The sequence below is a fragment of the Nocardia sp. NPDC003693 genome (assembly GCF_053981095.1).
The window spans coordinates 103,625-117,222 of the sequence record NZ_JBSFNO010000027.1 but is presented as its reverse complement, the minus strand read 5'-3'; the positions used below and the strand labels follow the sequence as shown (position 1 = coordinate 117,222).

At 71.3% G+C, this 13,598-nt stretch carries 13 protein-coding genes; 9 read left to right on the top strand and 4 right to left on the bottom strand.

All coding sequences use genetic code 11. The features are described 5' to 3' along the window. Positions 1-181 precede the first annotated feature (181 nt). Positions 182-1,444, bottom strand: a complete 1,263-nt coding sequence (serS, locus tag ACWDOP_RS26590; protein WP_456347205.1) for a serine--tRNA ligase — start codon at positions 1,442-1,444, stop codon at positions 182-184. 333 nt (positions 1,445-1,777) lie between these two features. Between serS and ACWDOP_RS26585 the strand changes: the two genes are divergently transcribed. The 6 genes from ACWDOP_RS26585 to ACWDOP_RS26560 all read left to right on the top strand — a co-directional run bounded on the left by ACWDOP_RS26585 (position 1,778) and on the right by ACWDOP_RS26560 (position 7,676). Then, entirely contained in the window at positions 1,778-3,361 is a 1,584-nt protein-coding gene (locus tag ACWDOP_RS26585) for a GMC family oxidoreductase (RefSeq protein WP_454200735.1), read from the top strand. A 344-nt stretch (positions 3,362-3,705) separates the two neighbouring features. Beyond that, positions 3,706-4,803 carry a septum formation family protein gene (locus ACWDOP_RS26580; protein WP_456347204.1) on the top strand — a complete coding sequence of 366 codons (1,098 nt, stop codon included), beginning with the start codon at positions 3,706-3,708 and terminating at the stop codon, positions 4,801-4,803. Between the two features lie 88 nt (positions 4,804-4,891). Beyond that, complete coding sequence (locus ACWDOP_RS26575) at positions 4,892-5,245, top strand: metallopeptidase family protein (protein WP_454200737.1); 354 nt, start codon at positions 4,892-4,894, stop codon at positions 5,243-5,245. 78 nt (positions 5,246-5,323) lie between these two features. Further along, complete coding sequence (locus ACWDOP_RS26570; protein WP_456347203.1) at positions 5,324-5,635, top strand: PE family protein; 312 nt, start codon at positions 5,324-5,326, stop codon at positions 5,633-5,635. Positions 5,636-5,646: 11 nt separating this feature from the next. After that, complete coding sequence (locus ACWDOP_RS26565) at positions 5,647-6,846, top strand: PPE domain-containing protein (RefSeq protein WP_456347202.1); 1,200 nt, start codon at positions 5,647-5,649, stop codon at positions 6,844-6,846. Next, positions 6,843-7,676: an ESX secretion-associated protein EspG gene (locus ACWDOP_RS26560; protein WP_456347201.1), complete on the top strand. Its 834-nt coding sequence runs from the start codon at positions 6,843-6,845 to the stop codon at positions 7,674-7,676. Before ACWDOP_RS26565 ends, ACWDOP_RS26560 begins: the two co-directional genes overlap by 4 nt. A 349-nt stretch (positions 7,677-8,025) precedes the next feature. On the opposite strand, the gene ACWDOP_RS26555 is transcribed toward ACWDOP_RS26560, so the two are convergent. From ACWDOP_RS26555 to ACWDOP_RS26545, 3 genes are all read right to left on the bottom strand, one after another. Continuing rightward, complete coding sequence (locus ACWDOP_RS26555; protein ID WP_454200741.1) at positions 8,026-8,685, bottom strand: histidine phosphatase family protein; 660 nt, start codon at positions 8,683-8,685, stop codon at positions 8,026-8,028. Beyond that, a complete protein-coding gene (gene pheA, locus ACWDOP_RS26550; protein ID WP_456347200.1) occupies positions 8,682-9,599 on the bottom strand; it encodes a prephenate dehydratase in 918 nt (305 codons plus the stop codon). Before pheA ends, ACWDOP_RS26555 begins: the two co-directional genes overlap by 4 nt. Before the next feature lie 225 nt (positions 9,600-9,824). Continuing rightward, positions 9,825-10,250 (bottom strand): hypothetical protein, encoded by a 426-nt coding sequence (locus ACWDOP_RS26545; protein WP_456347199.1) that lies wholly within the window; start codon positions 10,248-10,250, stop codon positions 9,825-9,827. Between the two features lie 87 nt (positions 10,251-10,337). Here ACWDOP_RS26545 and ACWDOP_RS26540 point away from each other — a divergent pair, with 87 nt between their 5' ends. The 3 genes from ACWDOP_RS26540 to ACWDOP_RS26530 all read left to right on the top strand — a co-directional run bounded on the left by ACWDOP_RS26540 (position 10,338) and on the right by ACWDOP_RS26530 (position 13,570). After that, positions 10,338-11,108 carry a DUF2470 domain-containing protein gene (locus ACWDOP_RS26540; protein WP_454200744.1) on the top strand — a complete coding sequence of 257 codons (771 nt, stop codon included), beginning with the start codon at positions 10,338-10,340 and terminating at the stop codon, positions 11,106-11,108. Positions 11,109-11,125: 17 nt separating this feature from the next. Beyond that, complete coding sequence (locus tag ACWDOP_RS26535) at positions 11,126-11,923, top strand: CPBP family intramembrane glutamic endopeptidase (protein ID WP_456347198.1); 798 nt, start codon at positions 11,126-11,128, stop codon at positions 11,921-11,923. A 213-nt stretch (positions 11,924-12,136) separates the two neighbouring features. Further along, positions 12,137-13,570 carry an LCP family protein gene (locus ACWDOP_RS26530; protein WP_456347197.1) on the top strand — a complete coding sequence of 478 codons (1,434 nt, stop codon included), beginning with the start codon at positions 12,137-12,139 and terminating at the stop codon, positions 13,568-13,570. Positions 13,571-13,598 lie beyond the last annotated feature (28 nt).

Below are 13,598 nucleotides of genomic sequence, written 5' to 3'. Positions count from 1 at the left end.
CTCGTAACCCGGTTCTTCCCTCCTCCGCTCCTCCGCTTCGCTCCCCCGCTCCGTCAGTCCAGAACCGGGCGGGCCGCGAACCACGAGGCGAGAGTGTGGAAATAGTCGGGGCGGAAAAGGACGGTGTGGGAGAAGGGCAGCGCGGAAGCTGGTGCGGAGGCTTCGGTACGGAGGGGTGGTCTCAGCGAATCGGCTTCAGTACCTCGGTGCCGACGAACGGGACCAGGGCCGTGGGGACGCGGACCGAACCGTCGGCCTGCTGATGGTTTTCCAGCAGCGCGACAATCCAGCGGGTGGTCGCCAGGGTGCCGTTCAGGGTCGCGGCGGTCTGCGGTTTGTTGTTCTCGTCGCGATAGCGGACATTCAGGCGGCGGGCCTGGAACGTCGTGCAATTCGAGGTCGAGGTCAGCTCGCGGTAGGTCTGCTGGGTCGGCACCCATGCCTCGCAGTCGAACTTGCGCGCGGCCGAACTGCCCAGATCACCGGCAGCCACATCGATCACCCGGTAGGGCACCTCGATGGCGGCCAGCATCTCCTGCTCCCACGCCAGCAGGCGGCGATGCTCGGCATCGGCCTCCTCCGGGGTGGTGTAGACGAACATCTCGACCTTGTCGAACTGGTGCACGCGAATGATGCCGCGGGTGTCCTTGCCGTAGCTGCCCGCCTCGCGGCGGAAACACGACGACCAGCCCGCGTAGCGCTTGGCGCCACCGCTCAGATCCAGGATCTCGCCCGAGTGATACCCGGCCAGCGGCACCTCCGAGGTACCGACCAGGTACAGGTCGTCCTCTTCCAGGTGGTAGACCTCCGCGGCGTGCTGACCCAGGAAGCCGGTGCCCGCCATGACCTCCGGGCGCACCAGCACCGGCGGGATCATCATGGTGAAACCGTTCGCGGTCGCCCGCTGGGCGGCCAGCTGCAACAGGCCGAGCTGCAGCAGCGCGCCGTAACCGGTGAGGAAGTAGAAGCGCGCGCCCGACACCTTCGCGCCGCGTTCCATATCGATCAGGCCGAGCGACTCACCCAGCTCCAGGTGATCCTTGGGCTCGAAATCGAACTCCCGCGGGGTCCCGATGTGATCGAGCACGACGTAATCGTCCTCGCCGCCGGCGGGGGCGCCCTCCTGCACCACGTTCGACAGCGCGCGCTGGGCGGCGTCGAGCACGACGTCGGCGTCCTTCTCCGCCACCTCGGCGGCCTTGACCTGCGCCGACAGCTCCTGGCCGCGGGCGAGCAAAGCGGGCCGATCCTCCGGAGACGCCTTGCCGACCTTCTTGCCGTGCGCCTTGTGCTCGGCCCGCAGACCGTCGGCGTTCGCCACCGCCGCACGCCGCGCGGTATCGGCCGCGAGCAGGGCATCCACCAGGGCCGGGTCCTCACCACGAGCCCGCTGCGACGCGCGGACCACGTCCGGGTTCTCCCGCAGGAATCGAAGGTCGATCATGCGAAACAGCCTAGTGGGCGGGGGCCACCCCTTTTCCCGTAGGTCCGGCCGCCGCGCGCGAGGCCGCCGGATCCCCCGCGCGGGTGCGGATTCGGGTCACCGGCGCCCGGCGATCGCACCGGATTCGCGGTTTCGCTGGCCAGTACGCGCCCGTCCGCCCATAGTGGGGGCCATGGACACGCCCGGCAGCGCAGCAGCGCCCGCGATCGTGTCTCGAACACTCCACCCGCCGGTCCGGGCGCAGCCGCGCGCCGCGACCGGCCGTTCCACCCCCGTGCCGTGGCTCGCCGCCGCGCCCGGCGCCATCTCTGCGGTCTCTCCTGAGGAGTCTGAATGCCCCAATACATGCCGAGCTCAGTCGATTTCATCGTCGTCGGCGCCGGGTCGGCCGGAGCGGCCGTCGCCGCACGGCTCAGCGACCGGGCCGGAGTCAGTGTCGCCGTCCTCGAAGCCGGAAGCGAGGACAAGGACAAATTCATTCGGATCCCCGCGGGGTTCTCCAAGCTCTTCCAGGGCCCCAACGACTGGAACTACCGCACCGAACCGCAACCCGACCTGAGCAACCGGCAGGTGTACTGGCCGCGCGGCAAGATGCTCGGCGGCTCCTCCTCCATGAACGCCATGATGTGGGTGCGCGGATTCGCCGCCGACTACGACGAATGGGCGAGCCACGCCGGACCCGAATGGTCCTTCCAGCAGGTGCTTCCGTACTTCCAGCGCATGGAAACCCTGGACGGGGTCGCCGAACCGGGCGCCGAAGGGCCGCTGCACATTTCGGCCCAGCGCAGCCCGCGCGGACTCACCGGCGACTTCCTGCAGGCCGTGACGCAGGCCGGATACTCGGTGGAGGCGGCCAATCTCGATGAGCCGCAAGGCTTCACGCAGACCATGGTCAGCCAGAAGCGCGGCGCGCGCTGGAGCACCGCCGACGCGTACATCCGCCCGGCCCAGCAGCGGCGGCGCGACCTCACCGTCGTCACCGACGCGCACGTCACCCAGATCCTGTTCGAGGGCAACCGCGCGGTCGGCGTCGAATACCGGGTCGGGGACGAGGTCAAGCAGCTGCGCGCCAATCGCGAAGTGGTGCTGTCCGGCGGCGCGATCAACACCCCGCACCTGCTCATGCTCTCGGGCATCGGCGACGCCGATCAGCTGCAGAACCACGGGATCGAGGTGCGCAGGCACACCCCGGAGGTCGGGCAGGGACTCCGCGATCACCTGGCCGCGCCCATCGTCTACCGCACCCGCGGCGGGAGCCTGTTCGGCGCGGACAAGAGCATCCCCGAGCTGGCCAACTACCTGTTGCGCCGGCGCGGACAGCTCACCTCGAACGTCGGCGAGGCGTACGGATTCGTGCGCAGCCGTGACGAACTCCCGCTGCCGGACCTCGAACTGATCTTCGCGCCCGCGCCGTACATCGGCGAGGGCCTGGCCGAACCGGACGGGCACGCCATCACCTTCGCGGCCGTGCTGCTCAAGCCGACCTCGTTCGGCAGCATCACCCTGGCCTCGGCGGACCCGTTCACCGCGCCGCGCATCAACCCGCGCTACTGCACCGAGGCCGACGATCGCGCGGCGCTGCTCGCGGGTCTGCGGATCTGCGCGAACCTGGCGAGCCAGCCCGCGCTGAAGGAACACATCGGGGAGATCATGCAGCCGGGCGTGCCCGCGGACACCCCGATGGAGGAGGTGCTGCGGCGCTGCCTCGAGGATCACGCGCACACGCTGTACCACCCGGTCGGCACCTGCCGCATGAGCACCGGGCCGGACGGGGTGGTCGACCCGCAGCTGCGGGTGCGGGGGTTCGAGGGACTGCGCATCGCGGACACCTCGGTCATGCCGGTCATCACGCGCGGGCACACGCACGCGCCGGCGGTGTTGATCGGGGAGAAGGCCGCGGATCTGATCTACGCGTAGGCGGGTTGCCGCTCGCGGGCGGTTCCACGGGAAACATCGGGCCGGGGGCGACGTCCCCCGGCCCGAGTGGTGTTCGCGGTTTCGGCGGGTCGTGTTCGCCTCCGGCCGAGCCGTGCTCGCGTCTCCGGCCCGGCCGTGGTCGTGGCCCGCGAGCACGGCGCGCACGAGCGGCCCGCGGCCGGTGAGCGCGGATGCGGATGCCCGGACCGCACGGCGCCGCGGACCGGATCCGCTCGAATCGGGGGGTGCGAAGTCCGAACGGTAGCGGCGCCGGGCGGCGATCACTGCAATGATGGTTGGCGATGTCAGACGAACAGTTGCCTCCGCCGCCTAAGCGCGCACAGATGCCCCGGGCCAAGAGCTCGGGCACATCGGCGCTGCTCGGACCGCTGAACGCCGTGCGCCGCAGGTTCGACAACGACAGTCCGCTGTCGGCGCCGACCCTGCGCTACGGCCTGCTCGCCGTCGCGGTCGGCGCGGTGGCGGCGGCGCTCATCACCCTGTTCGTCTCCGGGTTCGACTCCAGCCGGGTCGAGGCGCACACCCCCGGCGGGGCACAGCCCACCGGCGCGGTGGCGGGCGCGGCGTTCGGCACCGCCACCCAGGGCGATTGCCTGAGCTGGACCAAACCCAACGCCAGCGACCTGGTGAAGGTCGAGTGCGACAGCAAGCACCTGTTCGAGGTCACGGCCGACGTCGACCTGAGCAAGTACCCCGGCAAGGAATTCGGCGACGGGTCGCGCTTCCCCGACTCGCTGCGGTTCTCCGAACTGCGCGACGAGCACTGCGTCAGCGCCGCCCAGAGCTACCTCGGCGGAAAGTTCGATCCGCGCGGCAAATTCGTGGTCGGCCTGATCAACCCGGGCGAGGCCGGCTGGAAGGCGGGCGAGCGCACGCTGCGCTGCGGCCTGCAGGTCGCGGGCAGCTCGGGCACCGCCACCCATCCCATCAGCGGCAGCGTGCGCACCACCAGCCAGTCCAAGGTGTACGACGTGGGCACCTGCATCGGCATCGCCCGCAACCTGCCCACCGATCCCGTGGCCTGCGCGCAGCCGCACGCCTTCGAGATCGTCTCGACCGTGGATCTCGCCCCGCGCTTCACCGCGGGCCCGCCGTCCAAGGACGAGCAGGACAAGTTCATGGAAGAGCAGTGCGCGCGGGACTCCACCGACTACCTCGGCGCGCCCGACGCGTTGCGCAACAAGACGCTCACGCTGTTCTGGGATTTCCTCGACACCCGCAGCTGGCTCGCGGGCAGCCGCGGCCTGAACTGCATGATCGGCAAGGGCGCCGATCAGGAGGGCTTCGCGACCATCACCGGCTCCGCGCGCGGGGACATCCTCGTCGACGGGCAGGCGCCGGTGCCGCCGCCGAACAACGGGCGCTCCACCCCGCAGCCGCTGCCCGGCGCCGCGCCGCCGGTCATTCCGCAGCCGCGATGATTCGCCGGCCGCCCGCGCGGTGTGATCCCGCGCGCGGGTGGCCCGCGGTCGCCGGGAACCACGCCGAGTACGCGCAGAACGGATAGCAATGGCGGTCTCCATGTCCGACGAGCGCTTCGAGGAGCTCGTCGGCGACGCACTCGACCTGATTCCGGCCGAATTGGCGCAGGCCATCGACAACGTGGTGGTTCTCATAGAACCGCGCAGCGACGAGGACCCGCATCTGCTCGGGCTGTATCACGGCATCGCCCTCACCGAACGGGACTTCAGCCACTACGGGGGCGCATTACCGGACACCATCACCATCTACCGCGAAGCGCTCCTGGAGATGTGCGACAGCGAAGCGGAGGTGGTCGACGAGGTGGCCGTGACGGTCATTCACGAGATCGCGCACTACTTCGGGATTGACGACGACCGCCTGCATCAGCTGGGATGGGGCTGACAGCTCCGGGGGAACCGATCAGCTAACCCGCGCGTCCAATCTCATATCCGGGAAGAGACTCGTGAAGGGGGCTCGATCATGGTTGGCCATGTCCTCGTACAACCCGAGGTCGTTCTCGCGGCTGCGCTGGAGCTGGACCTACTCGCGGAGCGACTCGCGGCGCTGTCCGCCACCACCGCGCCGGCCACCCACGTCCTGCCCTCCGGCGCCGAGGAAGTGTCCTTCCTGGCGGCCGCGCACTTCAATCAGGCGGCCCTGAGCCACGATCGAGCAACCGCCCAGGCTGTTCTCGAACTACACCACGCCGCCGCCACGCTGCGCAGCCAGCTCGCCCAGTATCTGATCCAGGACGCGGTGCGCGCGGCCGGGATCGCCGCTATTCCGGTGTAGGGGGTTCCGACATGACACTGGGGATCACGGGCGTCTTCTGGCTGCCCCGGATGGCCGAACTCAATTCGCTGTCGCTGAACGCGGGGGCGCACGCGGTTCCGATCGTCGCGGCCAGTACCGCGTGGGGCGCGCTGGCCGCCGGATGGGTCGACGCCACCACCACCGTGGCCCGGGTCATGGCCGAGGTCGGGGTCGGGCTCCAGGGTCTGAACGGCATCAACGTGCTGGGGCGGCTCACCGGGTTCACCGTGTGGGCGGAACAGCAGACGGTGATGGCGGGCGTCATGGCCGCCAAGACCGCCGCCAATGCCACCGCGTACACCGTGGCCTCGCTGGTCATGCCGAGCCTGCCCGAGATCGCGCTCGTGGAAGCGGCTCGGGTGGCGGCACATTCGACCGGCGGCGCGCTCAACGGCACCGCCGAGGCGGCCGAGGCGGCCAAGCTCGCCCTGGACATCCGGGCCGCGCTGGTCATGGAGACCTACGAGTTCGCGACGACCACGCTGGTCACGACGCCGGGCGAATTCTTCACACCGCCGCCGATCGCCACGGGCGCGGGGTCGGCCGAAGCCGGTGCGGCCGCGAACGCGTTCGGGGACGGGACGAGTCCGGTGCAGGCGGCGCTCGGCGCGGCGGCGGCGTTCGCGAACAATCCGGGTGTGCTGAGCGCGGTTTCGCAGGCCGCGCAGGTCGCGGGGACCGTGGTCACCGGGGTCGCGACCACCGCGGGCACCGTCGCGGAGACTGCCATCACCGCCGTGGGGAACGGGGTGGCGCAGGCCGTGCCCGGTGCGAATCCGGGGATCGCGGCCGGGCTCGGCGCGGCGGCGGCGGTGGCGGCCGGCGGGGCGGCGAGCACCCGCGCGGCGGGGATCGCCGGTGGCGGTGGCGGAGTGAGCATCGGAAACGGCGGCGGCACACTGCGATTGCCTGAGGGCTGGGGTGCGGGCAGCGGCATCGGTGGTGGTGCGGGGCCGGTCGCGCCGGTGGCACCGGTGGCCGAACCGGTGCCCGGCGCGGGAGCGGGGAACGCGGCGGCCGCGCCGGTGCGCCAGGGCCCCGGAGCCCACCCGCTGCTCGGCAATCAAGCCGCGCGGGACGAGGACGAGGCGCACGGCGGCAAGGGATTCGGGCGGTCCGAGCGGCCGTTCTCCGACGGCGACGCGCTGGTGCCCGCGGTGATCGGCGGCGAGCCGGGCGACACGAGGTGAGTGTGCTCGGCGCGGGGCGGGGGCCGTCGCTGCTGGGGGCGGTGACGCTCTCGCTCGACGACATGCAGTACCTGCTGGAGGCAGTGGGGATCGACGAGTTGCCCGTGGTGCTCGACGCCGTGGGCCGCTACGACAACGCCGCCGATCACGACGCGGCCATGGCGGCCGCCGCGGTGTCGCTCGCCGAGCGAGAACTGCTGGACGGCACCGAGATTCATCCCGAGCTGGCCGAACGGCTGCGGGTGCTGCACCGTCCGCACTGGGTGGTGGCGCTGCGCTGGTACGTGGGCGAGCAGGTCAATCGACTGTGCCTGGCCAAGGGTGACGACATCGACGTGGTGGCGCTGCGCGGGCCGCAGTCGTACGTCATCGACGAAGCGGGACACGATCTTCCGGGCACGATCATGGCCGCGCTCGGCCCCGCCGACCCGCTGGTGATCGAGGGCATGAACGCCCCCACCGCGGACCTGGCGCCCATCTTCGACGCCGCCGCCACCGACGTCACCGCCACCGCGACCCGCCTCGCCGCCGTCGGAAATCCGCCCCGCGACGCGAAAACCCTTGCCGCGGCCCTGATCCAGGTGCACTCCCACGCCGAAATCGTCGCCGTGGTCTACGCCGACGCCGCCCGCGAGGTCACCGACAACCACGTCGCCGTCTTCGACACCCGGCACGGCCGCCTGCTGGCGACCGCGACCCGCGCCGACGACGGCACGAAATGGACCGCCCTGACCGGCGCGACCCCCGCCCGCTTCCGCACCGCGCTGCAAGACCTGATCAACGCGCTCCCCCTGCGCGCGGAGTTTCCGCTGCGCCGGCCCACGGCCTGACGCGTCCGGCCCGGCAGCCGCTCACCGGCATCGGCGCGCCACAGTCGACAGGCTCGACCGGCGCCATACTTCTTTCACTTCGCGGCCCGAGTGTGCACACCGAGCCGGCGCGGCCACGCATTCGCCGTTCTGCGGATTCACCGGCCTCGCGTGCGCCACGAGACATCGTCCAGAAATCGCGGGCGTCCCATCTCCTGTTGAGCACACGGCGTGAATATCGGTGCTCCACACACACTTTCCCGCACATGTCGGTGGGAGTGGCGTTTCTCGGCTCGAGAAGTCCCCGATCGCACCGGTGGGGAGGGTCCGATGAAACCGCCTATCGGTGTTTCGCTGCGCGGCGGGCGGCTCAGCCCATCGGGTCGTCGCCGGTGGGGGCGGTGTCGCCGGCGAAGGGTGGGAGGTAGCTGCCCCAGCGGGTGCAGTCCCAGCCGCCGGGGACCGGGAGGAGCTCGATCGTCTCGGTGTTGTCCAGGTGGTTGTTCGCGGCGAATTGGCGGGGAACGCCGGTCAGTTCGCGGGAGACCAGGCGCATCGCGGCGCCGTGGCTGACCACGATCAGGTCGGGGGCCTCGGGGTCGGTCAGGTAGGTCTCGCGGAGGCGTTCCAGGGTGGGCACGTAGCGGTCCAGGACGTCGCGGCCGGACTCGCCGCCGGGGACCCGGACGCTCAGATCGCCGAAATGCCAGGCGTGGTAGACGTCCTGGAACGCCTCGTGCGCCGCGCGGGTGTTCTGGCCCTCCAGGTCGCCGAGCTGTACCTCCTGCAGATCCGCGAGCACCTCGAGGGACACGCCGGTGGCGGCTTCGATGTAGCCGCCGGTCTGGCGAGCGCGCAGGGCCTCGGAGGAGAACAACCGCTGCGGCGGGACCAGCAGGCCCGACCCGAACGTCTTCGCCTGCCCCGCACCGCGTTCGGTGAGGGGCAGGCCCGGTAGCCGGGTGTCGAGGATCTTGCCGACATTGCCTTCGGTCTCCCCGTGCCGGACCAGGATCAGTTTGCCGGTCACAGGTCGGCCTCCCCCTTCTTCAGATCGGCCAGCCAGGCCGCCGCCGGTTCGTCGGCGGGCGGCGGGGTGCCGGTCGCCGAGGTCGCGGGCCAGGAACCGAGGTAGCGGATCCGAGCCGCGGTGCGGTGCAACGCCTTCAGCGCCTCGGCCACCGCCGCGTCGTCGACGTGCCCGACGCAGTCGAGGTAGAAGCGGTAGGTGCCCATGCCGGTGCGGGTCGGCCGCGATTCGATGCGCGTCAGATCGATGCCGCGCGTGGCGAATTCGGCGAACGCGCGCATGAGCGAACCCGGCTCGTTGGCCAGCTCCAGCACGAGCGAGGTGCGATCGCGGCCGGTGCGCGCGGGCGCGGGCCGCGGCGGCGCGACCAGCACGAACCGGGTGACGGCCTGATCGTGGTCGGCGACGCCGGACGCCAGGGTGGCCAGGCCGAGGCGCTCACCCGCGAGCGCGGTCGAGACCGCGGCGTCGGCGTGCCCGGCCGCGACGTCCTCGGCGGCGGCCGCGTTGGAGGCGGAGGTGTAGAGCGCGGCGGCGGGCAGCCGGTGCGCCAGCCAGATCCGCACCTGCGCCGCCGCGACGGGGTAGGCGGCGACGGTGCGAACCTCGCCCAGCGACAGGCCCGGCCTGCCGACGATCGTGAAGGCCACGTCCAGTTCGGTTTCGGCGATGATCTGCAGGCGCGGGCCCAGGGCCAGCGCGTCCAGGGTCGGGGCGATGGAACCCTCGACCGAGCTCTCGATGGGCACCACCGCGCCCTCGGCCTCGCCGGCACGCACCAGTTCGATGGCCGCGCCCTGGCTCGGCGCGGGGACACGCTCGACCGGCCCGCCGAACGTTCCGGTGGACTCCAGTTTGGCGAGGGCCATCTCGGTGAAAGTTCCCGACGGCCCGAAGTAGGCGATGCGCGGCACGACTACGAGATTACTTGTGCCCGCGCGGGGCTCCCACGGTTTGCCTCGACCTGAACGCTTTGCCACGCCCGGGGCGGTTTTCGGCGGGCCGCGGGGGCGGTGCGGAGCGGGGATTCTGTGCGGTCCGGAGCGGGGATTCGGTTCGATCAGCCTCGGCCATCGGCCGCGGGCCGGACCCGGCGGCGGCCGCGGCGACGGGTGGATTCCGGGCGCGGCCGATCGCGGTCAGTCGGCGAGAACCGCGAGGGCGGCGCGCACGCTCTCGGGGTCGGTGGTCTCGACGGCGAGCAGGATGTCGCGCAGAGCTTCGACGGCCGGTCCCTTCAATCCCCGTAGGAACGCGACGTCCGGGCGCCGCAGGGCACGGCGGATGTCGTCGCCGCACAGGGCCGCGACGGTGGCGGCGACGATGGCCAGGGCGCGCTCGCCGGAGTCGGTGCGGGCGATGAAACCGCTGTCGCCGTGCGCGATCCGCACCAGGAACTCCGAGACGGTTTCGTCGTCGGCGGTCAGGTCGAGCACCGGTGTGGCACCGGGATCGGCGGTGATGGCCCGGACCAGGCCGTCGGTCAGGCCCTGGCCGCCGGGCTTGGCCGGAAAGCTCAATTGCAGGGGGACCGGCTCGGGCGCGGGATGCGAATCGTGGGGCACGGCTTCACGGTAGGCGAGGGCAAGGGTTGCGGAAGATCACACTCTGACTTAGCTTAGGTTTACCTAATTCCATTCCGGAGGTGTTGTATGCCCCGAACGGCCCCGGTCGTCGCCCCCACTACCGCTGAGCGTGTGCACAGCGCCTGCGCGCACGCCGACAGCGCGGTACTGGCGCTGCCCGGCCTCGACCCGGTACCCACCTCCGTCCACCTGCTGCGCCAGTGCGGCGACATCGTGATCGCGGTCCCGACCTACTCGGTCGCCGCCCAGCTCGTCGTCGGCAGCGGCACCACCGGCTCCCCCGCCGTCCTCGAACTCACCGACCACGCGCCGCTGCCGCTGCGCGAACCCGTGCGCGCCCTGGTCTGGCTGCGCGGCTGGGTGCACACCGTCCCCGCCAACGCCCAGCGCGCCCTGGCCTCCGCCGTCGCCGAGGACCACCCGCACCCGTCCCTGCTCGACGTCGGCCACACCGCCAGCCTGCTGCGCCTGGTCGTGGACTCCGCCGTCGTCGCCGACACCACCGGCGCGGATTCGGTTGGCCGGGAAGAACTCCGGCACACCCGGCCCGACCCGTTCGTCGGCATGGAAGCGGCCTGGCTGCAGCACCTGCACGCCGACCACGCCGACGTCATCGACCGGCTCGCCCGGCACCTGCCGCCCGGTCTGCGCCGCGGCGCGCTCGTGCACCCGCTGGCCATCGACCGCTACGGGGTCACCCTGCGCGTGGAGGGCACCGAGTCCGACCACGACATCCGGCTGCCCTTCGCCGCACCCGCTGACGACGTCGAATCGCTCAGCCGCGCGGTGCAGGCCCTGGCCGCCAACCCGTTTCGAGGCGGGCTGCATCGCATCTGAGCGCATAGATTGACCGCATGAGCGCGGCCGCCGACACCCCACCCCGGAAGTACCCGGTCGCCGAGACCGACGCCGAGCGGCGGGCCATCCGCCTCGAGATCGCGGTGGTGCTGGCCGTCACGTTCGGCCTGAGCGGGGCCTCCGCCGCGCTCTCCCTGATCGAGAGCGCGCTCTCCCCCGGCGGCGTCGGCGGGCAGACGGTGGCCCTGAACCCCTCGCGCGCCACGCAATCCACCATCGACCTGCTGTTCCAGCTGCTGAGCGCCACGCGACTGCTGGCCTGGGCGGCGCTCGGGCTCTACCTGTTGTGGCGCAGCGGAATCGGGCCCGCGGCCATCGGACTGGCGCGGCGCCTGCGCTGGCGGACGGACGTACTGCCCGGGCTGGCGCTGGCCGCGATCATCGGAATACCCGGGCTCGGACTGTATTTGACCGCGCACGCGCTCGGGGTGAGCGTCACCATCGTGCCGGGCTCGCTGCAGTACTGGTGGCGGGTGCCCATGCTGGTGCTGAACGCCTGGGCCAACTCGGCCGCCGAGGAGATTCTGGTCGTCGCGTTTCTGATCACCCGGCTGCGGGCACTCGGCTGGAGCGAGAATCGGTCACTGATCGCGTCGGCTCTCCTGCGTGGCAGCTATCACCTGTATCAGGGGATCGGCGGCGGCATCGGCAACGTCGTCATGGGTCTGATCTTCGGCCGGTATTGGCAACGGACGAACCGACTCTGGCCGTTGCTGCTGGCCCACGCGCTCATCGATACGGTGGCCTATATCGGGTACGCGTTACTGCGCGATCACGTCTCCTGGCTGCCATGATGTGCACAAGAGATGCACCCGAGATGAACCGTTCGGGCGGTTCGATACGTAGAGTCGTGGGTAATGAACGGCGACGACCCCCAGCAGTTTGCACGGATGCGCCGGGAGCCGCCGCCGGGACGCCCGGCGCAGCCCCCGGCTCGCCCGCAGCGCCCCGGAGCATCCCACGGGCAACCCCCGAGCGCGCACCCACCCGCTGATCGCGACAGGCGCATGCAGCGCGGCGAGCCGACCCCGAAACAGGGGTGGGGCGGGCAGCACGACCCACGGCAGCAGCCGCCGTACGGGCGCCCGCAGCAGCCGCCGCCCCGGAATCAGCCGCCGCGCAATCCGGTTCCACCGCAGCGGAACCCGAACGCGCCGCGTAATCCCGGGCAGGCGCCGGGCGGCCCGGGTCAGCGCGGTGGCGCGGCCGGCCCGCGCGGCGCGGGCCCGGCCGATCGCGTCGCCGCCCCGGGGCAGCGCAACGCCGGTTCCGGACAACGGGATCCGCGCGCGGCACCGCCCCAGCAGACCCGGCGCTACGAGCAGGCCGAGGAAGCGGCCCCCGCGCAGCGGCGACCCGCGCGTGCGAGTTCGCACGCGCCGACCCAGCGCCCCGAGCCGTATCGGGACGACGATCGGGGCACTCCCCCGCCGCCCGCGCGCCCGACCCGGCGGCGCGGCGGCGGCGGCGCGAGCGCGCCCCCGCCCCGGCGCAAACGGCACTGGGGCCGTTGGATTCTGGCGTTGCTGCTGGTGATCCTGCTGCTGCCGATCGGCGTCGGGTTCTACGTCGAGAACCACCTGGCCCGCATCGACGCGCTCACCAACTACACCGGGCGACCCACCAACACGCCCGGGACGAACTGGCTGCTGGTGGGTTCGGACAGTCGTTCCGGTCTGACGACGGAACAGGAATCCGAACTCGCGACCGGCGGTGAGGTCGGCTCCGAGCGGACCGATACGATCATCCTGGTGCACGTGCCGGAATCCGGTGAGCCGACGCTGGTCAGCCTGCCGCGCGACTCGTACGTCACCATTCCGGGCTACGGCAAGGACAAGCTCAACTCCGCGTTCTCCTTCGGCGGGCCGACGCTGCTGGTCGAGACCGTGGAGGGGGCGACCGGGATCCGCATCGACCACTACGCGCAGATCGGCTTCGGCGGCTTCGCCGACATCGTGGACGCGGTCGGCGGGATCGAGATGTGCCTGGACGACGCCATCGAGGATCCGCTGGCGGGGCTGAGCCTGCCCGCCGGCTGTCAGACGCTGAACGGCGCCGAGGCACTCGGCTTCGTGCGCACCCGCGCCACGCCGCGCGCGGACCTGGATCGCATGCTGAATCAGCGCAAGTTCCTCAGCGCGCTGCTGAAGAAGGCGGCCGGCCCGGGCACGCTGATCAACCCGTTCCGGTCGTGGCCGCTGATACAGGGCTTGACGAAGGCATTGAAGGTCGACACGAGCGATCACGTATGGAATTTGGCGTCCTTGGGCCGCGCGCTGGCGGGCGAGCCGGTCGCGACGACGGTGCCGATCAGTGGGTTCGACGACACCGACGTGGGCAACGTGCTGCTCTGGGACAAGGCCCGGGCCAGCAGGTTCTTCGAAGCCCTCGCCCAGGACGAGCCCATTCCGGCGGACCTCATCACGACCGTCGGCAATTAGCGAAATTAGGCAATACTTGCCTCATTTA